This window comes from Parabacteroides leei (genome assembly GCF_023369805.1).
GTDB lineage: Bacteria > Bacteroidota > Bacteroidia > Bacteroidales > Tannerellaceae > Parabacteroides > Parabacteroides leei.
Genome location: NZ_JAMBQG010000022.1, coordinates 68,748 through 93,531 on the forward strand (window position 1 = coordinate 68,748; position 24,784 = coordinate 93,531).

A 24,784-nucleotide genomic window follows, 5' to 3' on the forward strand; every position below is an offset into this window, starting at 1 on the left:
CTATGACCCCTAATAACTTAAAAGATAGAAGTGCACTGAAGGAGTACTTCAAAAAAGGTAAAGTACCGACTGAAGAACAGTTTGCCGACCTGATAGATGCCGTATCCAACATTGCGGAAGATGGTCAGGTGGTAAGAACTTCCACCGGCTGGGCCTTCTTTCCTGAGCAGGGCGACACCTTGAACATCGGTCTTTATCCGAAGTCACCCGTTACGAGAACCGAACCGCCTGTATGGTCTGTTGCCGTCACGCCCGAAAAGGAACTGCTCATTAAAAACGAGAAGGATGACACGGTGATCGAGATAACGCAAGACAAGACCGTCACCGTACATGGTAACCTGAAGATAGAAGGCTGTGAAAAACCGTCTCTCCCCGAAGACTATATAAGTATTCCGGCCGATAAAAAGTGGCATGCCTTGCCGCTGGAAATTTCACGTGAAGGCTTCGGTTGCCGTGTGTACCGCATCTATGCCTCTTTCCGCGAACGGGGTACGGGATTGTGTCGACTGACACGTCTTACCGCCCTCTGGCTGAACTTTCTGGAGCAACGGATAGAGTCTCCCCAAAAACACTGGTGGGGTTGGTCGGAAGGTGTCCGTTTCCGTTGGTATGAAGAGAATGACACCCCTTGTTTGCAAATGCGCAGCAAGAAACGGTTGCCCGGCGGTGAAGTACATTGCCGGATTGTGGAAATGTACAAAGGATGAATTGGAAATTGAAAATTAGCAATTAAGGAATAAGGGAATGATTGAGATGGACGACAAACAACCCTATATCAGGCAGAAAACAGAAGACGAAGAACTGTATTCACGCTTGCAAAAACAGACGTTGACGGAAGTGCAACGCCTCTCAGGAAGGGTGTGGACGGATTTCAACGTCCACGATCCCGGTGTGACGCTGGCCGACATAGCCGACTATGCACTGACGGAGTTGGACTATAAACTCAACTTCCCTCTGGTAGATTACCTGACCACGAAAGACAACACATTCGATCCGAAGCGTTTCGGCCTTTTTCCGCCCGACGAGGTTTATACCACTGCCCCTGTTACAACTGAAGATTATCGCAAGCTTTTTTTTTCTTATATTCCCGAACTGGAAAACGTATGGATAAAATGTAATATGGATACCGGCGGCTACATCATCAAAGTGCTCCTTTCCCCCTTCGAGGAAGAAAACAAGGACGTTGTTAAGCAGATCAAGGCTATCTATAACAGTCACCGTAACTTGTGCGAATACCTCGAAGATGTGGATGTGGTTCATCCCGAAGAACTCGACTTTCATGCCGAGTTTGAGATCGAGCCGGGTAATGATGTCTCCGTCATACTGGCAAGGGTATACTTGACCATCCTGCGTTATCTTTCCGGTGGGGTGAGCCTGTCCATACCGGAAGATCAGCCTACTTCCGGCTTGTCGCTCGAACAATGGCTGGAAGGTTCGGAAAATGCCTTGCGTATTGTTATCCCTGAACAACAGAATACGGAGTATGAACTTTACAAGAAACTAACTGCCATAAAAGGTATTCGTTCGTTCAGTACTTGTTACCTGCAAAAAGGTCTGAATCCGTTGACCGACTTTTCGAAAGGCTACAGTCTTAAGATCCCCCGGCAGGAAGATGAAATGAGAAATATACGCATCCGATGCGGACGCTCGTTAGTTGATGTCGATATGGAGAAGTTCTCAGAGCAACTGAAAACTTTTTACTACACCAAAGGAAGTATCCGTACCAAAAAGACGGGGAAGAAAGAGTATGATTGGGGAAGCCCGGAAGGAACATACCGTGATATCTTCTCCCATTATCCTATCGCCAGGGAGTTTCCTGCCTGTTACCATCTCTCTACCGATAAAGTCACGGCCACGTCTTTTGAGGCTTACCTGAAACTATATGACCAGGTGATAGAAAACGGCTTACAGCAAGTAAAAGAACTTCCCCGCCTGTTCTCGATCCTGGAGATAGATATGAATTATCCATCCACCCGGAACCTTTATGTGCTTAAAAGTCAATACCTCGATTTTCTCGACCATTTGTATGGAGTGGAGAGCCAGCCCGTATGGATGGAAGAGTCCGATTGCTACGGAGAGACGGAAGAAGACATCCTGCGTCGCCGTACGGATTTTCTGCGCCACATCGCTCGTCTGTTAAAGAACCGGGCTAAAGCAAGGGATATTACCGATGAAAATGGAGGTGGGAACATACCGGCAGTAAAGGAATGGTTCTGTCGGCTACTTGGTATCAACTGGGACGAGAGCCGTTCCGTAGGTAACGTGCTGGCTACTCATAACCTGGTACTGATGAGGACAGAAGGAAAAGGCCAACGTTTCCGGGGACGTCTTGCTGCTAAGCTTATCTCCGAAAAGATGCTGGATGATGATAGTGTGGAAGCTGTCTGGCGTGTGGAATTACCAGACGATGAAGATGAAAAAATAGAGCAGTATGAAATGATGCGTCGCGAATTGCCTGTATTCAATCATAACTTCATCAGCAGCGGCCTCTTCCGGGGAGGTGTTCTACTGAGCAACTATCGCCTTGTACATGCTGCAGATCATGGGTATATGCTGGTGTTCAACAATCAGGAAGAAAAATTCAGCATGAATCTGGGACGTATCGGCAAAAAGGAACACCTGAACCTGCTTGCTAATATTCTCTGTCGTTATCTGTTGGAGCTGAATCGTGAGTGTGAAACGCTTTACATCGTAGAGCCGGTGCTTTCCGACATCCAAAATCCGTTCACCCTGTCATTTGTATTACCATCATGGTCTACACGCTTCCACTCTGCGCGTTTCCGTGAGGTATGCCGGGAGTTACTGCATTCTTTGCTTCCTGCCCATTTGAAAATGGATATTTATTGGCTGGGAATTTCCTCCATGCAGGAGTTTGAGGACTATTACCGGCTGTGGCGGAAAGCATTGGCAAGGCAATATACGGATGATGCACAAATGTTACTGGAAGGTATGAATAATGTATTGAAAAATACAAAAGAAAAGCAAAAGCCTGATGATAACGATTAATCACTTATCGTTCGATTTCGTCACTGCAGATGAACCCTTCGCACACAACTTGTATGTGGATTGGGACAGCTTTTGTCATGCCTGTATTGAAAAGGTTGTGGATGAATGTTTCTCTGCTTATGACAAAGACAAGGTGCTCTATGAAATAGAAACACTCGACCTGGACTTAGGTGTTATCCCGGAAGACGATTTTTATAAGGAATTTCCTTTCAGGCTTCGGGAAGAGTTGTTGAAGTCGCTGCCTATGTGGAATATACAGTCTGAAAGCCAAAAAAAGAAGACGGAAGCTTACCGGTTGGAGAACCTTTTGTTTTATCTGGAACACGGCTATCAAAAGGCAGAATGGATGGATGCCGATTTTAACCTGACGGAAGAACTGGAGTGGGCGGTCGTGCAACCGGAAGTCTATACGGAGAAAATCATACCTCTGTGCCTAAGCAAGGAACATGTCCTGCGTCGCGTGTTGTGGCAGACGGACGACGAGACCATACTTCTTCATATTTATACCATCTCTCTATTCAGGCCATCCGTCAGCCTGTATGAGAAACGTCGCTTTCTCGGAATGCTTCTGGATACGAACCCCGCCATCCCCATTCGTTTCATCCATGAGGCAAAAGACGACATGCAACTACACGATATGGCGGAACTGCTCGACACGTTGTCTGTTCGGCAGATCATGGTAACTGAAACAAGAGAACATGCTGAAGTGGATTTACCTCCATACTGGCACTACCTGTACGAATGGCTTGTCAGGTATTACCCTTTTGACGGGCTTGCTATCTTTGGTGGTAAAAATGAATTTATCCGCCACTTGCATCACCGACTATTGACATTCATCCGGAAGCGGAACTATTCTTTCTATCTTTCAAAAGAGGATTTGACTGTAGGTTTCTTGCTTGAAGTGTTTGGTCAGACTTATTACAAAGAGGTATTGAATGCCATTTATGACCTCCAACCACTCCAGGCAGACGGTTCACCTGTGTACGACGGATACCTCAACCGGGAACTATATCGTATGTTCCTGCGTCTTTCACTCTTGCGCTTACCGGCTGCAACTCAACTATTTCATTTATTGGACGTGGCTGCTTTGACCGTTTTCCTGAAAGATAGTCACCGAAGTAATGTAGATAAACGGATGCTGCTCACCTTACTGGCAAAGGAGAGACCGGCTTTTTTCATCGAATGGCTCCGTACAGAGGCTATAAAAGAAGTTGATTTGGTTACTTTCATTGCCGAAGCAACTAATGACGCAACTATTAACCGCTTACTTGCTTCTGTTTCTTTCACTGCAATAGAAAGGGTAGCAGAAATAACAGCCTACTTGCAAAACTTTATAAAAAGAACCGGTCTGTTAAACGGCATACCCGAAACTTTATTAAGCCTGGCCATGCATAAAGCGGTATTGCTTTGGATAGGAAACAGTTATTCCAACCTGTCGGAACCGGAGAGTATCCGGCAGCTGTTGCGTTTAATTTATCGGGAGATTACAGGTAATGATAACGAAGAGGTCATAGAAGTATGGTTAGTCGAGTTATATATATCGGAGAAAGAGGGAAAGCAATCGAACCTTCTATTGAATACCGGAATTTATACAGGACATTCTGTCCAAATTGATTTCAAGGAATGGTTACAGTTATCAAAAAAAGATTCTGATACCATTCAAATGTTGCTGGAAAGTCATTGGAATTCCTTGGATGGTTTTATCAGTTGGCTGGAAGATACATCTGTTTCTACCGACCGCAAACGCGAACTGCTACGAAAAGCGGTAGTCGAGAAACCACAGAAGTGGATTTCTTTGCTTCATAAGTTACCTGAAGCAAGTAAGGCAGTCTCTTTAGTGGCCGGATATTTATCTATCCGTTCTATGCTGCAAGGCATGGGAAAGACATGTTTCCATCAGGCAGCCGTATTATCGCAAACCGTAGAGTGGTTGGGGTATAAAGCAAACGATTTCCCATTCCTTACCAGGGGCAATATAACTCTTTCAAGTGCACTTCCGCAAGCCTTGTTGCTTTACATGCAGGATAAAGACACCTTGGGCGGCAGAACATTGACTGAACAGGAAGCGATACAGAAATTTTTATCCTTCCTCTACCTTGTTTATACTGGCAAATCGGATTATCGGAACAATGTCGAATGGACGGGATTATCCAACCAAATAGTTGCCAAGGCAAATAGGAATAACGTACAAAATCTAGAAAATAAAGATGTTGCAGAGAATAAAGAAATTACTAGAAATAAAGAAATAGGAGAACTGTCAGATATTACTCAACCGGAGATCATTAGGAAGAGATGGCTCCGCAATTATCTTTGTTGCCGTCCGAAAGAACTATTAGACTATATCCGTCTTTCTATTACCCAAAATATCATACCTTTGGACAAATGGCTGGAGTGGCTGGATATAAATGACTGGATGCGTTTGGTGGCAAGTCTCTCCCTGTCGAATGCAGAACTGTTGCAACAGATAACGGCCTGCTTATCGGAAAATAACCAGGCCGGAGAGATAGACTTGCGTACGGCGTTGGCTACCTATATTATAGAAAATCATCTAGAAACATATATGTATAACAACCGGAATGAGACTATACATTCTTTTGTACAGTCTCTTCCTTTTAAAAATAAAAAAGAGATGGATTTAAAAGTAGAAGAAGTTTTGAGGATAATGGAAAATTATCCGAAGGAAGAGATGCAAACGGGAGTTTCTGAAAACTTCCATGTGAATAATGCCGGCTTGTGTTTGTTCGCTCCCTGGTTACTGCGATTGATGCAACTGTGTGATCTTTTGGACGAACAGAGAAAATCCTTTAAGAGTGACCTAAGCCGACTCCATGCCGTATTTTTGCTGCAATATCTGACTTGTTCGCAAGAAAGGGAGTATGCTGAAACAGAACTGGTCTTTAATCGTATGCTTGTCGGTTTACCGATGCATCTTCCTCTGCCGAAACGCCTGGAGTTGACCGCTAAAGAAAAGGAAATGGCCGATAGTATGCTGGAAGGTGTAAAATCAAACTGGACACACATGAGAAACACGTCGATGGCAGGTTTTCAACAGAATTTTATAGTTCGTGGCGGACAGTTGGTGCAAGAGGATGAAAGATGGTTGCTGACCGTAGAAGATCGGAGTATCGATATTCTACTCGACTCTATTCCGTGGCCCTTTAAGCAGATACATTTACCATGGTTGAAGAAAAATCTACAAGTACACTGGCGTGAAAAGTGAAACTTTTAAGCTGATTATTGATAATACACTATAAAATATGGAAACAGAAAGAGTATATCAAGAAAAGACAGCTCGTACCATCCAGCAAAAGCAGGATGGTAGTGGAGCTTTACAGTTTGTGGATAACCGTCCGGTGAACCTGGCTCTACAACGGGTCGGTGAGGAAGAAGAAGATGCCTTGCAAGGTAAATTCGACGGAACTATCCAACGGGAAGAGGATAAGGATGAATCCTTTCAGATGAAAGCCGATACGGCGGTACAGAAGAAATCAAACAACACCGGCCTGCCTGATAATCTGAAAGCGGGGGTGGAAAACCTGTCTGGATTTTCACTGGATGATGTAAAGGTGCATTATAACTCATCACAACCTGCTACTGTACAAGCTTTGGCATATACGCAGGGAACGGACATCCATGTTGCCCCGGGGCAGGAACAGCATCTACCGCATGAGGCATGGCATGTGGCTCAACAAATGGCCGGACGTGTGGAACCGACTACCGAAGTGGGCGGCATGCCGGTGAATGATAATGTATCCCTGGAACAGGAAGCCGACGTGATGGGGGCAAGGGCAAACAGCTTATAAACGGAGAGACTTATGCGTGAATATATAGCGTGGTTTAACCAGGTGCTGACTGTTGCCATTCAGCTCTACTTCCAGCAAGATACGGAATATACCCGGCTGGAAGAAGTACGGCCTCCTGTCAATGGCTGGCTGGAGAAGGTGACAGGAGTCTCTGATATGACTTTCGGTGAGCAGGTGATTATCATGCTAGCCCTTATGCCTCACGTCTGTCCGCAGGTACTCGACATCTTTTTTGTGCAAAACAAAAACTTCGACCGGCAGTACACCGAGTTCGGTGGCTGGAAAGGGCTGTCGCATGGCGGTTTTCTGCCCACAGGTGAAACAGTCGCACTCATTCTCGCCGGAGAGGATGTCGAGATGCGGAAAGAAGTAGTCCGTCTATTCCAGAGAGACCATTGGTTCTACGGGAAAAATATCCTGCAACTTGAAGGTGCAGGCGAAGGAGAACCATTTCTCAGCGGCCAACTACGCGTATCTGAAGAATTCCAGAGTCGTGTGCTGCTGGACGTGGAGTATAAACCTGATTATAATATAGGTTTCCCTGCCAAGCGCATCACAACAGCCCTCAACTGGGAGGACATGGTGCTGGATTACCGGGTGGCAACAGAGATAGAAGAAATCAACACGTGGATTGTTTCGCACAAAACGATTATGGAAGAATGGGGTCTTTCCCGTTTCCTGAAAGCCGGTTACCGTGCCCTCTTCTACGGTCCACCGGGAACGGGTAAGACACTGACGGCCACCCTGCTGGGTAAGAAAAATTACATGGATGTGTATCGCGTGGATCTTTCCATGATCGTCTCCAAGTATATCGGTGAAACGGAGAAGAATCTCGCCAGGGTATTCGATCTGGCCGAGAATCGTAACTGGATACTCTTTTTTGATGAGGCGGATGCCCTGTTTGGCAAACGTACCTCTACCAACACTTCCAACGACCGCCACGCGAATCAGGAAGTAGCCTACCTACTCCAGCGTATCGAGGATTTTCCGGGAACAGTGGTGTTGGCCACCAACCTGCGATCGAATATCGACGAAGCATTCTCCCGCCGATTTCAGTCGGTCATCTATTTCCCTATGCCCACCGAAGAACTCCGTGCGGAATTGTGGCGAAAGATGCTACCGAAAGAATGGTTGGGTGAGAATGCGAAGGAACTGATCGATATTGCTGCCAAGACAGAGCTTTCCGGGGGCTCTATTGCCAATGTGGTACGACGGTGCGCACTGTTTCTGGTGGTCTCGAAAGAGAAACGACTGGATATGCAAATGTTGAGAGACGCGTTGCGGAAAGAGCAATTGAAGTGCTAAGGAAGAGATCCTTTAAAACCGATGGGCATAAGTCAGGCCTATTGCATGTTTGTAGTTTACCGGATCGTATACATTAAATATATGATAACGGTAATATAATTGCAGCGAGTTCTGTTTATCAATCTTGTAATCGCTTCCGGCAGAAAAACGGATGCGGTCGGTATGCATTTGTCCCTGATAGCCTGTGTCGTTGAATATTTCGGCATAGGCGAAGGGACATAAACCTGTCTTCCGGATCTTATAAGAGAGCGTAAGCATGGTCCGGAGATAGTTCTTGGGATGCTGTGTCCCCCTTTTGTATGTACTTTGAAACCGTTCACGAAGCGACAGGGAGAAGTTGCCGATAGGATAATTACCCGAAACATAAATGTAATAGCGGTTACGCAGTTCTTCGGATGCCTTATACTGGCAGAGCAACATATAAGCGATACCGGTTTTCAGGTAACGGTTGAACGTGTAGTTCACTTCTCCGGTGGTCAGGAACCATTCGGCTTGCCGGAAATTACTTTTCGGGCGTATATCTTCTTCAAATAAGAAAGAAAAGCGTCGGTATATTTTTCCGGACAGGCTGGCCTTGAATGCCATTCCTGCTCCGTCCATTGCAGCCAAGGGAGAATATCCTGTCGGTATCAATAGAAAGCATAGGATAAAGAAACAATTTCGTTTGAAATAGTCTTTCATGGAACTTAGAATGTGTTTTTAGTTTAGTATCTCTGCAAAGATAATGATAAAACTACTATTTTTGTTGTCATTGTAACTTAATTAAAGAAATTCATAGTATGAAAAACATGAAGAAATGGCTTTTATTAGCCATGTGTACATTGGCAACATCCTCACTTTTTAGCCAGCAGAACGACTGGGCGCAGTTCGGCCGTTATGCAGAAGCGAATAAATCGGTGCAGACACCTACACGGGTCGTCTTTATGGGAAACTCTATCACGGACGGTTGGTGGAATACCGACTCCTTATTTTTCAAAAACAACCGTTACATAGGCCGGGGAATAGGAGGGCAGACTACTGCACAAATGTTGGTCCGGTTCCGTGCCGATGTAATAAATCTGCAACCTAAAGCAGTAGTTATCCTGGCCGGTACCAATGATATCGCCCAGAATAACGGGTATATCTCACCCGAAAATATCCTGGGTAATATTATCTCGATGGCGGAACTGGCTAAAGCCAATAATATAGATGTGGTTCTCTGTTCCATCTTACCTGCTTACGAATATAGCTGGCGTAAAGGACTTGAACCCGCCGGCAAGATCATAGCTCTGAATAAGATGATCAAAGAATATGCCGATAAGAACAACCTGACTTATGTGGATTACCATTCAGCCATGAAAGATGAGCGTAACGGTCTTCCGGAAAAGTATTCGAAAGATGGCGTGCATCCTACAATGGATGGGTATGTGATCATGGAAAAACTGATCTCAGCTGCTCTTGAAAAGTATTAAAAGTCGCTGGTTACTCTGCCTTTCTCCCGGCAGAGTAACTTGCAAATATACACAGCAGCTATTGTGTATCTCAAAAAATCAAATACCTTTGCCTTGAATTCTTAAAACTGTTTTGTGACAACACAATCTTTACATATAGGTGCTTAATTACAGCCTGTAACTCTTCTCAGGCTGGTCACTTTTCTTTTTTTGGATCCGAACCAATATTTTATTTTCTAATATATACGATTGCCTGTTGAGGTAATCAAAAACAATCAATCAATGAATAAAAATGATGTTCAGGTCAGGAGAACTACTTCTGACGATTTTAATGACGTAATGCAGGTAGAAACGCAGGCATTCGGTAGTGCGAAAGAAGCGGAATGGGTAGCGGAAGTACTGGCTGATGCGAATGAACCTTATGTCTCCTTATTAGCTCTTTATGAGGGAGAAGCAGTCGGTCATGTCCTGTTTACACGGGGAATTCTGGATGAGGCCAAAGAGGCTTCATCGGTATATATACTCGCACCGCTGGCTATAAAACCGGCATACCAGAAACAAGGAATTGGCGGCCTGCTTATCGAAACGGGACTTCGGTATCTGAGGGAGTCAGGTGTTCGACTTGTCCTGGTTTTGGGACATAAAGAGTATTACCCTCGTCATGGATTTAAAGGAGACGCGGAAGGAGCCGGTTACTTTCCGCCTTATCCGCTTCCCCGTGAGTATGCCGACTATTGGATGTACCAATACCTGACATCCGATGTGGAGAGTATTCCCAAAGGCCGTATCGGGTGTACTGCCGCCCTGGACAAACCGCAACATTGGCGGGAGTAGGGAGAAAGTCGATACTGCCTGCTGGAAAAAGAATATGTATATTTGCCATCCTAATCGGAAATAAATGTATAAGATAGAAAAAGGAACAGCGGCGGATATCGACGAACTGGAACAGTTGTATAATGAGTTGAACGACCATTTGGAAGCAACAATCAATTATCCCGGCTGGATAAAAGGTATTTATCCGGTCCGGGAGGATGCGGTGAAAGGTATAGGATGTGGAGCACTGTTCGTCCTGCGGATAGAAGGACGGATAGTGGGGAGTATTATTTTAAGTCATGAACCCGAAGAAGCATACACCCAGATCCGTTGGGGGATAGAAGCGGATTATGCAGATATCCTGGTCATGCATACCTTCGTCGTACATCCTTTATTTATGAAGCAAGGCGTTGGTTCCGCTTTGCTCCGTTTTGCGGAGCAATACGGAAGACAGGAAGGAATGAAAGCAATCCGTCTGGATGTCTCCATACATAACGCACCCGCTATTGCTGCATATGAAAAACACGGGTATCGTTATGTGGGAACTGTCGACCTGGGATTGAATTATCCGCACCTGGTATGGTTCAGACTGTATGAACTGCTTTTATAGTTCAATCTCCAATACCGCCGGACAATGATCCGAGTGTACCGCATCATTTAGGATATAGGCATTCTTCAATAGCGGTTTGACCGGCTCGCTGACCATACAGTAGTCGATGCGCCATCCTTTATTGTTCTTGCGGGCACTGAAACGGTAGCTCCACCAGGTATATTGCTGCTTATCCGGGTTCAGAAAACGGAATGTGTCGATAAAACCGGCATCCAGAAAACGGGTCATCCATTCACGTTCTTCGGGAAGGAAGCCGCTATTGGTTGCATTACGCACCGGATCGTGAATGTCTATCGGTTCGTGGCAGATATTATAGTCACCGCAAAGGATCAGTTTCTTTCGTGTTTTTTGCAGTTCGACCACATACTTCTGAAAATCTTCCAGCCACTCCATCTTGAAAGCCTGGCGTTCATCACCGCTTGTACCCGAAGGGTGGTAGACACTTACGACAGAGGTGTCGCCATAGTCTGCCCGTATAAAGCGACCTTCATTGTCGTACTTTTCGATACCCATACCGATTTCTACATGATCGGGTTCGCGACGGGTAAGGATGGCAACACCGCTATACCCTTTCTTTTGTGCACTGAACAGATAAGGTGTGTAACCCAATCCTTCAAATGCTTCGATAGGAAATTGATCGGGCTGAAGTTTGGTTTCCTGAATACAGAGCACATCCGGTTGTTCCTGCATTAACCATTCGGGCAGTCCCTTGGTTACGGCTGCTCGAAGTCCGTTTACGTTGTATGTTATGATCTTCATATAATCTGTTTTATGATTGTTTATATGAATTCAAAGATACAATTTAACAAGCTGATGTACTAATTTTACCAAATAAATCTCTTGTCGGGTTTATCCTTTTCCCAGAAAATGGGTATCCAGATACTGTGTGAATTTGTCCTTATACTGATTACCGATAGGAATATATACGTCTTTTCCAAAGATAATACGGTTGTGTGCCACCGCTGTTATCTTGGAGAGGTTGACCATATAAGAACGGTGTACCCGCATGAACTTCTCGGGCGGTAGTTTATCCTCCAGTACCTTCATACTAAGGAGAGACATCACCGGTTTCTGGTCTTCTGAGAATATCCGCACATATTCATTCTGGCTTTCGATATACAAAATCTTACTCATATCGATACGTATCATCTTGTAATCCGCTTTGATATACAAATCGTTGTTTACGGAAACAGTCTCTTCGCCCGATGTGGAAACGACCGGAGCCGATTGAACGGGAGCGTTCAGCAATTCCATTTGCCGGAGGGCTTTGTTGGCTGATTTCAAAAAATCGTTGTATCCGAAAGGTTTCAATAGATAGTCGAGCGCATCTATCCGGAAACTTTCAACGGCATATTCCGAATAAGCGGTAGTGAAAATAATAAGCGGCTTTTTGGCTAGTGATTTGACAAAGTCCATCCCGTTCAGGTCCGGCATATTAATATCTGCAAAGATCAGGTCGACGGGGTGGGTGGCTATCACATCCAACGCTTCAAGCGCACTTGGACAAGCCTTTACAAGCTGAAGGAAAGGCACTTTCCCGATATAACCGGTTATCTGTGCCAGGGCCAGCGGTTCATCGTCGATAGCAATACATCTTATTATCATAATTGTATGGGTATTATCAGTAAGACACGATATTCATTCTTTTCACTTTGGATATCCAGCGTATAGTTATTATCATAAAGCAGGCGAAGGCGTTTTTTGACGTTTTCGAGCCCGATGCCTTTATGTTGTTCGCCGGCATTATTGAAACTGCTGTTTACTACTAGGCATTCCAGTTCATTCTCTTTTATCTCCATACATAGATGGATAAACGATTTCTGTTGGTAGCTGATGCCATGCTTGAATGCATTTTCAAGGAACGAGATAAATAACAACGGCGGGATCTGTATGTTCGGAACCTCTTCAGGCAGGGATATCCGGATATCGACCTGATCAGTATACCGTAGTTTCATCAGTCCGACATAGTTATTCAGAAAACGGATCTCTTTTTCGAGCGGCAGCGTTGGCAGGGCAGCGTCATACAAGACGTAGCGCATCATCTTGGAAAGTTCGAGAACGGTCTCTTTGGCTTTCTCTGTATCCAAGTCGATCAGGGCATGAATATTATTCAACGTATTCATGAAGAAATGCGGGTTGATCTGATGTTTCAGATATTCCAGTTCTGTTTGAAGCGTATGCTTTTCGAGTTCCTTCATCCGGTGTTCGTCACGTATGGATTTAAAGAGGAATTTGATTGCCACATTCAGCCCCAACACCAGAATGGCGATCAGGATGTGGTTGACCATCGGTGAGATCATGCCCGGCATACGCCACATAGGAGGATGTTCCGGTTGGCGGGGCAGTTCCTTTCCGTCGGGGAACTGATGTATCCTTTCGTTCATTGGCGGACGTTCCATCCTGAATTCACGGGGTGGCCATTTATCCGGGTTATCCGGTCGTTTTAACTTCATAAACGGATTCAGGGCAAAGATCAGGCAGACCGTTAATGCAGTAAATAACAGATACAACCACGACTTTTTCCGTATCAATAGGAGAGGGATAAGCGCATAGTTGTTGATAATAAAAAGAATGAAGAAAGGAGCGATAATCTTCCAGGCACGAAAAATATCGTTCCAGTTGATCGTCTCTCCGTTATATTTATGTTCCAGTACGGGCGAGATCCATATCACTACCCAGATAATCAGGTAGATCAGGTTCTCCAGGAGCCTTTGCCGTTGTTCTTGTTTTTCCATTCCGGTCAGAATTTATATGAATATCCCAGGCCTATCATGTGTTTACCATTCCCTTCGTCGTCATCTTTAAAATTAATATACCGGTAATACAGTTGCAGGGAGTTTCGTTTATTCAGTTTATACTTGCTGCCAGCTGTATATCTCAGTTTATTCATTTTATTTCCTTGTGGATCGTTCAGCGTATTATATAATTCAACAGATGCGTAAGGTTCAAATTTGCAATTCCGGATATCGTATTCCACTTCGAGCCGGCTGCGGAGATATAATTTCGGATTGGCCCGCTTACTTGTCTCTTTGATCCCGACACGATATGTACTTTGAAATCGCTCCCGTAAAGATACGGTAAAGCGGTCAAAACGATACGAACCGGTGGCATAAAAATAATAACGGTGACGCACTTCCCAACCTTTCGTCTCATGATTATAATTGATCAGATTATAGGTGCCTCCCAGTTTGAGAAACTTCCAGGGCTTATAACTTAAGTCGAGTGTGGTAGAGAAGCGGTCTGTTTCGCTCAGGTTGTCACGCAGGCGGAACTCTTCTTCCAGCGACAGATTCAGGCCCGGGACAATCTTCTTCGTTACATCGACGCTCAGTGACGAACCGAAGTCATTCTGGGCCCGGAGAGAAGAGCCTGCCAGCAGGCATAAAGCAAATAGTTTTACTTTCAGATATTTCATAAGGCAGTAGTTTTAACAGGTTTTATTCCCCTTCCCGCGGGAAACGGGTTAATGTATCGACTGTATTGATCTCCTGTGAGTCGGATTCATAATAGACTTTGATAAAAGCGGCATCACGCAGGAAATCGATATGCCCGATCTCTATCTTTTGTATATCCAATCCGGTACGACTACGGAGGTCGGAGAGGAGTTCATCCCTTTTTTCCGGTACGATCAACTGTATCTTATCGTATAAGATCAGTTTACAGGAAACGTGCTTCAACCAGCGTTCGCTTTCCTGTAGCCAGGTGACGAGAAGAAAGATACAGTTTGTTGCAATAAGCTCTGCGAAACTGATCTGTACAGCCAATGCATTGATGACGGAAAGGGCAATGATAATGAACAGGTAAGTCATCTCCCGGATAGGCACCGACTCTGTGCGGTAGCGTATAATCCCGAAGATGGCGAATATACCCAGTGCAAAACCAATCTTTAGCTTCACACTTCCCATTAGGATAATAAGGAAAAACACGCTGACATTAATCAGCGAGAAAGTGAAATAATAATCTCTCCGCCTGCTTTTGGGATAATAAAAGAAATGGATAATCAGGCCGACCACCACAAAGTTAAAGAGGAAGCGGAGTATCAGTTGTGTAAATGCATCCGTATCCATGACGGGGTTTCCCATCAACTGTGCTTCTTCTGCAATATCAAAGAATGTATCCATAAGAATAATTGGCTAGTTTATTTATTTGAGTTAGTTTCTTCTTGAAGCGATTTCGCTTAACAGCCGGGTTGGTCAGTAATATACCTAAACAGTATTTGCTGATACTGACCGGATGAATACGCAACCGGGAGAGATATTCCTTTGCACGGGAGGGCATATTACCATCCTGCTTAAGTTCGATGATGACCAATCCCGGTAGCGATTGTTCTATACCGGTAGCGAGGTTACGGAAACAAAGTCCGGTATCGATCGTAAGCCGTTCTGTTTTCTCCCGGTTTACAAGGGTGATACGGTCGAACTGGTTTTCCATCTGCAATACCAGTTCCTGTAGTTTGAAACAAGCATGTTTACAAAGGAATTTTTCTGCATCTGCCGTCTGGTAAGGGTTCATTCGGGGAAGAGGCATCCGTACTTTCCGGGTTCTACCTTTGTTGTTCTTATCTTTTATTTCGAGAAAGGTCAGGCTGGAGTCTGTGTAAGACCGCATCCGTATTTTCTCACGGGTACGGCGTCCGTTCTGGTGAGCCAGGTACATGGCCAGTCCGGGGGTATCCAGATAGATCGTTTGGTACGGGCTGATCCGTTTGCCATTTATTTCCTGTATATAATAGTCTTTCTGCAACTGTTCCAGAAATAAAGCCAACTGATCGATGGTAGTAGTATATTTCGTATCTGTCCGGTTCATCAGCCGGACCCCTTCCATCTCGGCCAGCGAGATGGAAGGGAAACCGTTCAGGATGGAGTTGATAACCTTTTCTTTCATTTTGCTTTTCAGACTAATAGATATACTTATTACATTTTGGTTTCAAAAATAGAAATGCTTTTATTGGATAAGAAAAATAATCAGTGAAATGCGAGTTTTATCCCATGAAGGAGGAGAGTGAATCTACTGTGTCGCTATGACGACACTACTGTGTGGATGTAGTAACATAAATCAGGGTATCTCTCTTTTCACTGATAAAAACCTCTTGTTTACAGATACTTTTTGGTGAGGCTGGGAAGGGAGGTTATTTTTGGAGATAAAAATGAAAGGATTATGATAAAGTATAATATTGTAAGTAGCTACTTGTTTTTATTTTCCCTGATCATATCGATATTGTCATTACCGTCTTGCAGTACGGATGATATCTCTTCCGGTGAAGAAACAAAGACAGTACCCGATGATGAGAAAGACTCGGTCGATAACTCTTCTTTTTCTACTACGGTCACTATTTCTTTTGACAATACCGTGACGGTTTCCAATCCGATGGCAGATAATGGTGTATCTGTTCAGGTCGACAACGGACAGGTAACAGTCGTTTCGACAGCAGAAGAGATAGAATACATCCTCTCCGGAACAACTGCCAACGGCAGGGTAAAGATATACAGTGATTATAAATTCAAGCTGACATTCAACGGTGTCTCCATTACGAATCCTTCCGGCCCGGCTGTCAATATCCAATCACACAAACGTGTATTCGTTCAGTTGAATGATAATACTCAGAATATATTGACCGACGGCTCTTCTTATGAAACGAGCGGAAGCGAAGACCAAAAAGCCGCCTTTTTCAGTGAAGGGCAACTGATCTTCAACGGTAATGGCTCCCTGACTGTCAACGGTAATAATAAACATGCCATTTGCAGCGACGATTATGTACGGATTTATGAAGGAAACTTTCAGCTGACCAGCAAGGTATCCGATGGCATTCATACAAACGATGCTGTCATAATCGATGGCGGCACACTGGTTGTCAATGCAACAAAAGACGCCATAGAATGTGAAGAGGGTTATATCCTTATCCAGGATGGTAATATTACGATTGTCAGCGGCGACGAAGGGATCACCACCTCTTACGAAGGCTCCGACTCTTCCATTAATCCTTATATGGATATCAATGGAGGAACGATCGATATAACCACCACAGGTACTTCCGCGAAAGGAATAAAGAGCCTCGGCAACCTGACTATCAACGGAGGTAACATAAAGGTGAAGACCTCTCTTCGCGAAGCGGAAGGTATCGAAAGCAAACGCGAACTGGTCATTAACGACGGTTATATCATTGTCGAAGCCTACGACGACTGTATCAATGCTGCTACCTCTATCATTATCAATGGCGGAGAAATCTACTGTTATAGTGCTGCAAACGACGGTATAGATTCGAACGGTACATTGACGATTACCGGAGGAACCGTTATCGCCATCGGAACCTCTTCGCCGGAAGATGGATTCGACTGCGACCAGAATACCTTTAAGATTACCGGAGGAACCATTATCGGTGTAGGTGGAGGAACCAGCACACCGACATCCAAGGAATGTACGCAACCTTCTTTAGTCTATGGTGGCAGTGGAACACAGAACACATTGTTCCATATCAGTGCAGCCGACGGAACAGACGTCCTGACCTTCAAAATACCACGTACACTTCAGCAAATGACCCTTTTGTTCAGTAGTTCATCACTGGCAAGCGGAGCAAGCTATACTCTGCAAACCGGAGGAACAGCGACAGGTGGAACCGACTTCTACGGACTTTACACCGGTGCCACTTATTCCGGAGGTACCCAGGCCGCTACCTTTACAACAAGTTCGATGGTGACAACCCTCGGTTCTGTCTCCGGTGGAATAGGTGGAGGCGGAATGGGTGGCGGAGGAGGCAGACCCGGCGGCTGGTAAAAAAACTTCCGTTTTGTATACTATGAAAGCAAATGAATGATACTTTTGTAACGGCAAAAAGAAAACAATACTAGAATAGTTCAGAATGGAAGATCTCAGTTTTGAAGCACGCGTGCTTCATACCCCTTACGAAAAGCCGGATGTTTATAACGCTTTATCCATGCCGGTATATAACACTGCCGCATATGAATTTGATACGGCCGAAGCGATGGAAGCAGCTTTCTGTGGACATACATCCGATCATGCATACTCGAGGATCACGAATCCTACCGTACAATATTTTGAAGACAGGGTACGCGCCATCACGGGAGCAATAAGCGTTACCGCCCTCAATTCAGGGATGGCAGCTATCAGCAATACGCTGATGACGATCGGACGTGCCCATGCGAATATCGTTACATCACCGCATCTGTTTGGAAATACGTATTCCCTGATGAAGAACACACTGGCCGCTTTCGGTATGGAAGCCCGCTTTTGTGACCTGACAAATCCGGACGAAGTACGTGCCAATATAGACTGCAATACCTGTGCTATCTTTCTGGAAGTAATTACCAATCCACAACTGGAAGTGGCCGACCTGAAATTACTTTCTTCCATCGGGAAAGAAGCCGGTGTGCCGCTGATTGCCGACACGACTGTGGTTCCTTTTTCTGTCTTTCGTGGGAAAGATCATGGCATAGATATAGAAATTATATCCAGTACAAAATATATATCCGGCGGTGCAACCAGCGTGGGAGGGTTGATTCTCGATAACGGAACTTTCGATTGGAGCCATTTCATTACACTGAAACACTGGTACGAACAATTTGACGAACGCGCCTTCACCGCCCGTATGCGGAAAGAGATCCATCGTAATCTGGGAGCCTATATGACACCGCAGGTTGCTTATATGCAGACGCTGGGGTTGGAAACGATGCAGGTTCGTTTCGACCGCCAGGGAACAACTTGCCTGGAGCTCGCAGAACGTTTACAGGCATTGCATGGCATTGTCTCCGTCAACTATACAGGATTGAAAGATAACCCATACTATAAGTTAAGCACAGCCCAGTTCGGCAAATATCCCGGAGCTATGCTGACATTCGACCTGGCCTCCCGCGAAGCCTGCTTTGCATTTATGAACCGTTTGCGACTGATCCGTCGCGCAACCAACTTGTTCGATAATAAGACACTGGCTATCCATCCGGCAAGTACCATCTACGGCGGTTTTTCGGAAGAACAGCGTCAGAGCATGGACATCAGCCAGCAGACCATACGCTTATCGGTCGGTCTGGAGTCGGTGAACGATCTGTATAAAGATATCGAACAAGCTTTAGCTACCGATAAATGAGAACCCTTGTCATAGCTGATAACCAGGATATCACTAAAGCCGGCATCTTATACCTGACAGATAAGATGCCGGAGATTGGTCTTGCGACTGAAGCGGCCGACAAGAAAGAGTTGCTTCAGCTACTGAGTCGGTATCCTGAAGCAATCGTTCTACTCGATTATTCATTATTCGACCTGAACGGGGCAGAAGAATTGATCATCCTGCAAGCCAGATTCAGGAAAGTATCCTGGATTCTATTCAGTGATGAATTAAGTGAAGATTTCATCCGCCGGATTATTTTCAGTAGCGAAGCATTCAGCATTTTGTTGAAAGATTCTCCTATGGAAGAAATATCCTCGGGCATACTCTCTGCTTTTCATTCTCAGCAATTTATTTGTAGCCGGATCAGGAACTTACTTTCCGACAAGAAAGTAACGCATGAACCTAAAGAACATCCGGTACTAACTTCTACCGAGAGGGACGTTTTGAAAGCCATCGCCTTAGGTAAGACAACTAAAGAGATTGCTGCCGAACGTTTTTCAAGTATCCATACCATTACCACTCACCGTAAGAACATCTTTCGTAAGCTGGAAATCAATAATATACATGAAGCAACCCGATATGCGCTCCGCGCCGGAATTATAGATTCTGCCGAATATTATATATAGAGTAATTTATTTCACTATCTTTACACCGTCATTAGTCGTCATACTATGGTTTATAGGTCCTGATGAACATTTTCCGGAATATGGCTGTTAATTTCATATATTATTAATTTTAAATAAGTACTCATGAATAGAGCAGAACTCATTACAGCCCTGGCTGAAAGAAGCGGGTTGCAAAAACAGAAGGCAAGCAAGGTATTAGAAGCCTACATGGAGATCGTAACAGAAGTATTATCAGAGAATGAAGAACTAACCCTGATTGGTTTTGGAACCTTATCCCCAAGACCACAAACCAGCCGCATGGCTCGTAACCCAAAAACAGGGGAACCTGTTATGATCGAAGCCAGAAGAACCGTTAAGTTCAAACCTGGCAAGTTCTTATTGGAAGCTATGAACGGAAAGAAATAAAATAGCTGAATTAACAGAAAGAGGCTATCTCAAAAGTAAGAAATAACGCTTAGCGTGTCAATCTCGTCAGGATAATGACGCTACAAAGCGACTTTGGAGACAGTCTCTTTTTTCTTGACCACCCACCAGCCTGAAATTATACCATATCTTCCCCGGCCTTGACAATCTCTACCTTCAACGTCTTGTGGAAAGGAGTAAAGCGGGCGACCACCATAACGACAATAGCAAAAATCAGTACATATCCGATAATCGTTTTCAACGCAAGCAGCAGGCTCTGCGATTGCAGGATCGTATAAAGGCTATTATTTGCCAGTTGGGTTGCATCTGTCATATTATGCCCCTGTGCCAGTGCACTGTTTAGCGACTGGTTATATTGTTGTGCTGCCAACGGGTTCTGCATACTCATATTTTCCGAGAGGATAGTCATCCCTTGCAACTGTACGCGATAAAGCATATTATTAAAGAAAGAAGATGCCAACGCCGGAGCCAGTACAGACCGGCAGGCTATCAGGAAAAAGGCATTATATATCATCAATTTGGGATTCATATCTTCCACCGCATAGACACCGAAAGCGATAAACAGGATCATCATACCCATTCCACGGAGAAACATAGGAAGATACAGCATTTCATATGTTCCGTTAGGCATGATCCCGAAATAAAGAATACTCAGATAAATCACATAGCATAACATACCTCCGGATATCAGTATCCTGAAACGCCATCGTTGCCAGCGGAACCACCAGAAACAGATCACCGCCCCGCATATAAACCCCGGCAACATCCATAGGTTGAGGAAGTTGGCGTGAACACTGTCTACCCGGATAATACTATTCATATAACTGGTGACCAGCGAACTGGTGGAAGAAAAGAACATGACCAGCATCATATAGAAATACCCGATCAAAGCCTTGCTGCTATTCAGTACTTCCAACCGGATATAAGGATTTTTCTTTGTCTTTTGCCGGAACAGGAATAGCCAGATCAATACCGGAATGGCCACCGCATATATCGTAATTTTTGTCGATGAAAACCAGTCGAGCGTTTTGCCATAAGTAGCAGAGTAAATGGTGAAAAGCAGGATAGAAGCCATCAGCAGGATACTTTTCCAATCGATCTCCCTGAACGGAAAGTTGATGGGACGCCGTGCATACCGGAAAAACATCAAGACAAAAGAGATGGCAACCAGCAACAGTAAAATAACGAAATAGTACATATACTGCCACTGGTAATAATAGGCCAGTTGTGCCGTCACCGCCATCGAAACCTGTCCGGCAGAGAATACGATCGGATAGAAGTAAGCATAAAACTCACTACGGACATTCTTCGGACTAAACAGCGGGCGGATCATCAGAATAATCTCCAACATGGCAAAAGCCTTCAGGAAACCGATAAAGAAACTGCATACAATAATAATATCCATCTGGTTGACCTGTGCGCAGATAAAACTGAGTATCACCTGCAATAAGAGGTCGATCAATAGGATCGTCTTGGTTGTCACCACCGGCCGTACCTTCGGTATAAGCGGATAAGCTACCGCCATCCCTGCCGAGGTGGCATAGTATGCCATACTGATATCTTCACTCAACACTCCCAGTGTACCGGATACCTCGGTGATCGTTCCGGTATAGGCACCATTGATAAGGATGATCGGAAGCATCACGACAAAAGCCGTTACAATACCCAACCACCGGGGAACCCAGGGACGGATCGGAACACTGAGAAGTGCTTGATTGGCCATCTGTTATTCTTTTGTTTATTAATTCCTTTTCAATGCTTCCGTTTCTACCATCATCCCGGCACGAAGCAAGTTCATATCCTCGGAAGATATATCCGTCAGGTCGATCCGGACGGGAATACGCTGCTGTATCTTTACAAAATTACCGGCGGAATTATCTGTCGGGACCAGCGAATATTTCGATCCGGTAGCTTCGGAGATTGCCGTTACTTTCCCGTGGAAGATACGATTGTCAACTGCATCGACTTTGATACGTACTTCCTGCCCGATATAAATATGGCTGATCTGCGTTTCCTTATAATTTGCCGTTATCCATTTGTCGTCGCCACGCACCAGGTTACTCAATGTCTGTCCCGCCTGCACCAGTTGCCCGGTTTCCAGTGTGCGGCGGCCCATATATCCATCAAAGGGAGCGGTGACGACCGTGTAGGAGAGGTTGAGCTGTGCCATTTCCAGGTCGGCCTCTTTGCGCAGGATCATGGCTTCCACACTGCCGCTTTTCTTGCTCGTCTCCGAGTATTGCGACTGGGCGACACTTTTCTGGCGCAGCAGGGCGTCGTAACGTGCCTGCATGGCTTCATAGTTGGCTTTTACCTGTTCGTATTGCTGTTGCGATACCGATTCTTCAGCCAGCAGGTTAGCATATCGCCGGTAATCCTGTTCCAGTTGCCACAGGCGGGCTTTCGTTTCGGCTATATTGGCATCCTGCACACTGACATTGACTTGCGAGGTTCGTATACCGGAACTTAATATGTCGCGGGAGGCATGGGCATCGAGCAGGGCAGCCTCTGCATCTTTCAGTTTGATGCGGTATTCCCGGTCGTCGAGTATCAATAGCGTATCACCGGCTTTTACATGCTGGTGTTCGATGAAGCACACTTTACTGATATAACCCGGAACACGGATATTGATCGGGGTGATATACTGATCGACAACGGCATCATTGGTTATCTCATAGTTTACATACTTCCAGAAATAATTGACTGTCCACGATATTCCGCTAAATGCCAGCAGAATGCATACCGTGTTGAGGGTGATGTTCCTTATTTTCAACCGTATGAGTTGTTTCCTTTTCTTATCTAGTGCAGACATATCGATCTGTTTTTATTCTGATTATAAATTACCGCATGAACGCATCAGTTGGTAGTAGCTGTAAATAACCTCCGTCCGTGCATTTGTCAGTTGCAGGTCGGCTTCCAGCCGGATACTGCTTGCATCCAGGAGGTCGGTCAGGATAGAGAGCTGGTTCAGATACCGGTTCCGTACGATCCGGTAATTCTCTTCCGCCTGGCGGACCGACAGGAGCAGGGCCTGTACCCGGTCGAGTGCCTCATGATGTTTGATCCAGGCACTTTTCACGTTGACACGGATATCCTGCATGATCTGTTCCTCCCGATTCTTCTGAATATTGACATATTGTTTTACTTCGTGCATCTTATGTTTATTCTGATACAATGAAGAGAGGTTGTAAGACAGACTGAGCGCGACATTCCAGTTGTTGGAAAACATATCTTCCATCGTAGTACTCAACGGACGCGCCAATGTATTGGCTGCACGGATGGAGAGCGTAGGAAGATAATCGGCCCTGGCCAGCCGGATATCATTCTGTGCCAGCCGGGTATTGTACCGGGCGATTTGCAACTCGGGATAGTTCTCATAAGCCTGGCGTACATACTCTTCATAACTTTGCAGCGAGACGGCCGTATAGAGCAGGGTCGTATCCGGTTGGAGGAGCAGCGTTTCATCCAGCCCGAGGATGACATCCATTTGCTGGGAGACGATGGCGATGTTGTCGTCCGCCTCCCGGTAGGCCAGCTGATCGTTGGTCAGTTGCAGTTCGCTGCGCAGTTCGTCATTACGGGTGACGATCCCTTCCTTCTTTAAGCGGCGGATATCTTCCAACCGGCGGGTCGACTCTTCCACATTCCGGGCGAATACATCCTTTTGTTTATACAAGCTGAAAAGATCCATATACCGGCTGAGCAGAAGTAGTTTTATCTCGGCTTCATTATTGGTCGAGTTCAGGGTGGCGATCTGCTTTTCCAATGAGGAACGTTCGATCGTATAATGAATCTTTCCTCCCCGGTAGATCGGTTGCGTAACTTCTACATTATAATTATGCGACCAATCCGGCATATCCGGATGTACGGGTTGCGAGAGTCCTTTTCGGAAGACGGTCGGCTGTCCGATATATCCCGTTGTAGCCCCGATATGGATATCCGGCAACCTGGATGTCTGTGCCGTCTTTTCCTTGTCGGCAGCGATCACCTCCTGCATGCGGATGGCTTTCAGTTGCAGACTATTCTCTGTGCCCAGACGGAATAATTCGTCGAGGGTAAGAGAATAAGCCTGTTGGGAACGAATCGCAACAGGCTTCAGAATAAACAGTAACAATAATAAACTATATCTTATCAAATATCTCATTCAGCTTAGTCAATTGCTTCATACACGATTCCATGTGACGGGGATTCATTCGTTCGCCTATCTGGTCATACATATCTTTCAACATCGATTTTATGCGTCTGGCCATTTCTTCACCTTCGGGAGTGAGGAAGATCAGTTTATTCCTCCGGTCGTTGGAGTCTTCCTGCCGGATCACCCAGTTTTTCTTTTCCAGGTTATTGATCAGGTTGGTCAGGCAGGCTTTGTCTTTAGCCGTCTTTTCAGCCAGTGTTTGTTGGCTGACTCCTTGTTCTTTCCACAGGCAGTGCATGATTTGCAGCATTTCGAAAGTCATATCGATATTATTCTGCTTGAGCAACCGTTGGATCGTTTGCCGGAAAGTCATTCGTGTTTTTAGAACCAAAAGGTTGAGTTCGTGGGCTAATTCGCCATTTGCTGTCATACTTGTTCTCTTTGTTGGCGCAAAGGTATGTATTTCTTTTGGATATTGGTTTAATGTTTGACTATTTATTTTTTAGGAAAGGAT

At 45.2% G+C, this 24,784-nt stretch carries 23 protein-coding genes; 12 read left to right on the plus strand and 11 right to left on the minus strand.

Features of this window, described 5'->3' with window-relative positions:
- Positions 1-2: 2 nt before the first annotated feature.
- Genes M1P97_RS22435 through M1P97_RS22455 form a run of 5 tightly spaced genes read left to right on the plus strand, consistent with a single transcriptional unit; the run spans position 3 to position 8,114 of the window.
- Positions 3-707, plus strand: coding sequence for a hypothetical protein (locus M1P97_RS22435; protein ID WP_249390259.1), 705 nt, complete (start codon positions 3-5; stop codon positions 705-707).
- Positions 708-744: 37 nt separating this feature from the next.
- A complete protein-coding gene (locus M1P97_RS22440; protein ID WP_249390260.1) occupies positions 745-3,006 on the plus strand; it encodes a hypothetical protein in 2,262 nt (753 codons plus the stop codon).
- Positions 2,993-6,226 (plus strand): contractile injection system tape measure protein, encoded by a 3,234-nt coding sequence (locus M1P97_RS22445; RefSeq protein ID WP_249390261.1) that lies wholly within the window; start codon positions 2,993-2,995, stop codon positions 6,224-6,226. Before M1P97_RS22440 ends, M1P97_RS22445 begins: the two co-directional genes overlap by 14 nt.
- Before the next feature lie 37 nt (positions 6,227-6,263).
- A complete protein-coding gene (locus M1P97_RS22450; protein ID WP_195373531.1) occupies positions 6,264-6,809 on the plus strand; it encodes an eCIS core domain-containing protein in 546 nt (181 codons plus the stop codon).
- Between the two features lie 12 nt (positions 6,810-6,821).
- A complete protein-coding gene (locus M1P97_RS22455) occupies positions 6,822-8,114 on the plus strand; it encodes an ATP-binding protein (RefSeq protein WP_249390262.1) in 1,293 nt (430 codons plus the stop codon).
- Between the two features lie 12 nt (positions 8,115-8,126).
- Here M1P97_RS22455 and M1P97_RS22460 read toward each other — a convergent pair whose 3' ends face one another.
- Positions 8,127-8,795 carry a DUF2490 domain-containing protein gene (locus M1P97_RS22460; protein WP_249390263.1) on the minus strand — a complete coding sequence of 223 codons (669 nt, stop codon included), beginning with the start codon at positions 8,793-8,795 and terminating at the stop codon, positions 8,127-8,129.
- A gap of 98 nt (positions 8,796-8,893) precedes the next feature.
- On the opposite strand from M1P97_RS22460, the gene M1P97_RS22465 reads away from it, so the two are divergent.
- The 3 genes from M1P97_RS22465 to M1P97_RS22475 all read left to right on the plus strand — a co-directional run bounded on the left by M1P97_RS22465 (position 8,894) and on the right by M1P97_RS22475 (position 10,967).
- Positions 8,894-9,565: an SGNH/GDSL hydrolase family protein gene (locus tag M1P97_RS22465; RefSeq protein ID WP_195373528.1), complete on the plus strand. Its 672-nt coding sequence runs from the start codon at positions 8,894-8,896 to the stop codon at positions 9,563-9,565.
- 261 nt (positions 9,566-9,826) lie between these two features.
- Positions 9,827-10,378: a GNAT family N-acetyltransferase gene (locus M1P97_RS22470; protein ID WP_249390264.1), complete on the plus strand. Its 552-nt coding sequence runs from the start codon at positions 9,827-9,829 to the stop codon at positions 10,376-10,378.
- 64 nt (positions 10,379-10,442) lie between these two features.
- A complete protein-coding gene (locus tag M1P97_RS22475; RefSeq protein WP_249390265.1) occupies positions 10,443-10,967 on the plus strand; it encodes a GNAT family N-acetyltransferase in 525 nt (174 codons plus the stop codon).
- Here M1P97_RS22475 and M1P97_RS22480 read toward each other — a convergent pair.
- The 6 genes from M1P97_RS22480 to M1P97_RS22505 all read right to left on the minus strand — a co-directional run bounded on the left by M1P97_RS22480 (position 10,962) and on the right by M1P97_RS22505 (position 15,851).
- The gene (locus tag M1P97_RS22480; RefSeq protein WP_249390266.1) at positions 10,962-11,726 is read right to left on the minus strand and encodes an exodeoxyribonuclease III; all 765 of its coding nucleotides are present in this window, start codon (positions 11,724-11,726) and stop codon (positions 10,962-10,964) included. The two genes, M1P97_RS22475 and M1P97_RS22480, sit on opposite strands and share 6 nt — an antisense overlap.
- 90 nt (positions 11,727-11,816) lie before the next feature.
- A complete protein-coding gene (locus M1P97_RS22485; RefSeq protein ID WP_249390279.1) occupies positions 11,817-12,569 on the minus strand; it encodes a LytR/AlgR family response regulator transcription factor in 753 nt (250 codons plus the stop codon).
- Complete coding sequence (locus M1P97_RS22490; RefSeq protein ID WP_249390267.1) at positions 12,569-13,702, minus strand: sensor histidine kinase; 1,134 nt, start codon at positions 13,700-13,702, stop codon at positions 12,569-12,571. Before M1P97_RS22490 ends, M1P97_RS22485 begins: the two co-directional genes overlap by 1 nt.
- 5 nt (positions 13,703-13,707) lie before the next feature.
- A complete protein-coding gene (locus tag M1P97_RS22495) occupies positions 13,708-14,382 on the minus strand; it encodes a DUF2490 domain-containing protein (protein ID WP_249390268.1) in 675 nt (224 codons plus the stop codon).
- Between the two features lie 22 nt (positions 14,383-14,404).
- Positions 14,405-15,088 (minus strand): DUF4956 domain-containing protein, encoded by a 684-nt coding sequence (locus tag M1P97_RS22500; RefSeq protein ID WP_195373523.1) that lies wholly within the window; start codon positions 15,086-15,088, stop codon positions 14,405-14,407.
- Positions 15,072-15,851, minus strand: coding sequence for a polyphosphate polymerase domain-containing protein (locus tag M1P97_RS22505; RefSeq protein WP_249390269.1), 780 nt, complete (start codon positions 15,849-15,851; stop codon positions 15,072-15,074). The genes M1P97_RS22500 and M1P97_RS22505 overlap by 17 nt, the downstream gene beginning before the upstream one ends.
- A gap of 273 nt (positions 15,852-16,124) precedes the next feature.
- On the opposite strand from M1P97_RS22505, the gene M1P97_RS22510 reads away from it, so the two are divergent.
- The 4 genes from M1P97_RS22510 to M1P97_RS22525 all read left to right on the plus strand — a co-directional run bounded on the left by M1P97_RS22510 (position 16,125) and on the right by M1P97_RS22525 (position 20,117).
- The gene (locus M1P97_RS22510; protein WP_249390270.1) at positions 16,125-17,738 is read left to right on the plus strand and encodes a carbohydrate-binding domain-containing protein; all 1,614 of its coding nucleotides are present in this window, start codon (positions 16,125-16,127) and stop codon (positions 17,736-17,738) included.
- 85 nt (positions 17,739-17,823) lie between these two features.
- Positions 17,824-19,065, plus strand: a complete 1,242-nt coding sequence (locus M1P97_RS22515; protein WP_249390271.1) for a PLP-dependent transferase — start codon at positions 17,824-17,826, stop codon at positions 19,063-19,065.
- Positions 19,062-19,712 carry a response regulator transcription factor gene (locus M1P97_RS22520; protein WP_195373519.1) on the plus strand — a complete coding sequence of 217 codons (651 nt, stop codon included), beginning with the start codon at positions 19,062-19,064 and terminating at the stop codon, positions 19,710-19,712. The genes M1P97_RS22515 and M1P97_RS22520 overlap by 4 nt, the downstream gene beginning before the upstream one ends.
- Before the next feature lie 123 nt (positions 19,713-19,835).
- On the plus strand, positions 19,836-20,117 hold the full coding sequence (locus M1P97_RS22525) for an HU family DNA-binding protein (protein WP_195373518.1): 282 nt from the start codon (positions 19,836-19,838) through the stop codon (positions 20,115-20,117).
- 136 nt (positions 20,118-20,253) lie between these two features.
- Here the strand turns inward: M1P97_RS22525 and M1P97_RS22530 are convergent, their stop codons facing one another.
- Genes M1P97_RS22530 through M1P97_RS22545 form a run of 4 tightly spaced genes read right to left on the minus strand, consistent with a single transcriptional unit; the run spans position 20,254 to position 24,700 of the window.
- Entirely contained in the window at positions 20,254-21,858 is a 1,605-nt protein-coding gene (locus M1P97_RS22530; RefSeq protein WP_195373517.1) for an MFS transporter, read from the minus strand.
- 18 nt (positions 21,859-21,876) lie between these two features.
- Complete coding sequence (locus M1P97_RS22535; protein WP_249390272.1) at positions 21,877-22,947, minus strand: HlyD family secretion protein; 1,071 nt, start codon at positions 22,945-22,947, stop codon at positions 21,877-21,879.
- A 21-nt stretch (positions 22,948-22,968) separates the two neighbouring features.
- Positions 22,969-24,279 (minus strand): TolC family protein, encoded by a 1,311-nt coding sequence (locus M1P97_RS22540; RefSeq protein ID WP_249390273.1) that lies wholly within the window; start codon positions 24,277-24,279, stop codon positions 22,969-22,971.
- Positions 24,257-24,700: a MarR family winged helix-turn-helix transcriptional regulator gene (locus tag M1P97_RS22545; protein ID WP_075557126.1), complete on the minus strand. Its 444-nt coding sequence runs from the start codon at positions 24,698-24,700 to the stop codon at positions 24,257-24,259. The genes M1P97_RS22540 and M1P97_RS22545 overlap by 23 nt, the downstream gene beginning before the upstream one ends.
- Between the last annotated feature and the right edge of the window lie 84 nt (positions 24,701-24,784).

Bases quoted from the DNA above. Each gene is read 5' to 3' on its own strand.
- M1P97_RS22470 (WP_249390264.1), top strand. From the start codon at position 9,827: ATGAATAAAAATGATGTTCAGGTCAGGAGAACTACTTCTGACGATTTT.
- M1P97_RS22490 (WP_249390267.1), bottom strand. From the start codon at position 13,702: ATGGAAAAACAAGAACAACGGCAAAGGCTCCTGGAGAACCTGATCTAC.
- M1P97_RS22530 (WP_195373517.1), bottom strand. From the start codon at position 21,858: ATGGCCAATCAAGCACTTCTCAGTGTTCCGATCCGTCCCTGGGTTCCC.
- M1P97_RS22540 (WP_249390273.1), bottom strand. From the start codon at position 24,279: ATGAGATATTTGATAAGATATAGTTTATTATTGTTACTGTTTATTCTG.
- M1P97_RS22450 (WP_195373531.1), top strand. From the start codon at position 6,264: ATGGAAACAGAAAGAGTATATCAAGAAAAGACAGCTCGTACCATCCAG.
- M1P97_RS22475 (WP_249390265.1), top strand. From the start codon at position 10,443: ATGTATAAGATAGAAAAAGGAACAGCGGCGGATATCGACGAACTGGAA.
- M1P97_RS22455 (WP_249390262.1), top strand. From the start codon at position 6,822: ATGCGTGAATATATAGCGTGGTTTAACCAGGTGCTGACTGTTGCCATT.
- M1P97_RS22465 (WP_195373528.1), top strand. From the start codon at position 8,894: ATGAAAAACATGAAGAAATGGCTTTTATTAGCCATGTGTACATTGGCA.
- M1P97_RS22495 (WP_249390268.1), bottom strand. From the start codon at position 14,382: ATGAAATATCTGAAAGTAAAACTATTTGCTTTATGCCTGCTGGCAGGC.
- M1P97_RS22435 (WP_249390259.1), top strand. From the start codon at position 3: ATGACCCCTAATAACTTAAAAGATAGAAGTGCACTGAAGGAGTACTTC.
- M1P97_RS22440 (WP_249390260.1), top strand. From the start codon at position 745: ATGATTGAGATGGACGACAAACAACCCTATATCAGGCAGAAAACAGAA.
- M1P97_RS22525 (WP_195373518.1), top strand. From the start codon at position 19,836: ATGAATAGAGCAGAACTCATTACAGCCCTGGCTGAAAGAAGCGGGTTG.
- M1P97_RS22515 (WP_249390271.1), top strand. From the start codon at position 17,824: ATGGAAGATCTCAGTTTTGAAGCACGCGTGCTTCATACCCCTTACGAA.
- M1P97_RS22510 (WP_249390270.1), top strand. From the start codon at position 16,125: ATGATAAAGTATAATATTGTAAGTAGCTACTTGTTTTTATTTTCCCTG.
- M1P97_RS22535 (WP_249390272.1), bottom strand. From the start codon at position 22,947: ATGTCTGCACTAGATAAGAAAAGGAAACAACTCATACGGTTGAAAATA.
- M1P97_RS22505 (WP_249390269.1), bottom strand. From the start codon at position 15,851: ATGAAAGAAAAGGTTATCAACTCCATCCTGAACGGTTTCCCTTCCATC.
- M1P97_RS22500 (WP_195373523.1), bottom strand. From the start codon at position 15,088: ATGGATACATTCTTTGATATTGCAGAAGAAGCACAGTTGATGGGAAAC.
- M1P97_RS22520 (WP_195373519.1), top strand. From the start codon at position 19,062: ATGAGAACCCTTGTCATAGCTGATAACCAGGATATCACTAAAGCCGGC.
- M1P97_RS22480 (WP_249390266.1), bottom strand. From the start codon at position 11,726: ATGAAGATCATAACATACAACGTAAACGGACTTCGAGCAGCCGTAACC.
- M1P97_RS22460 (WP_249390263.1), bottom strand. From the start codon at position 8,795: ATGAAAGACTATTTCAAACGAAATTGTTTCTTTATCCTATGCTTTCTA.
- M1P97_RS22545 (WP_075557126.1), bottom strand. From the start codon at position 24,700: ATGACAGCAAATGGCGAATTAGCCCACGAACTCAACCTTTTGGTTCTA.
- M1P97_RS22445 (WP_249390261.1), top strand. From the start codon at position 2,993: ATGATAACGATTAATCACTTATCGTTCGATTTCGTCACTGCAGATGAA.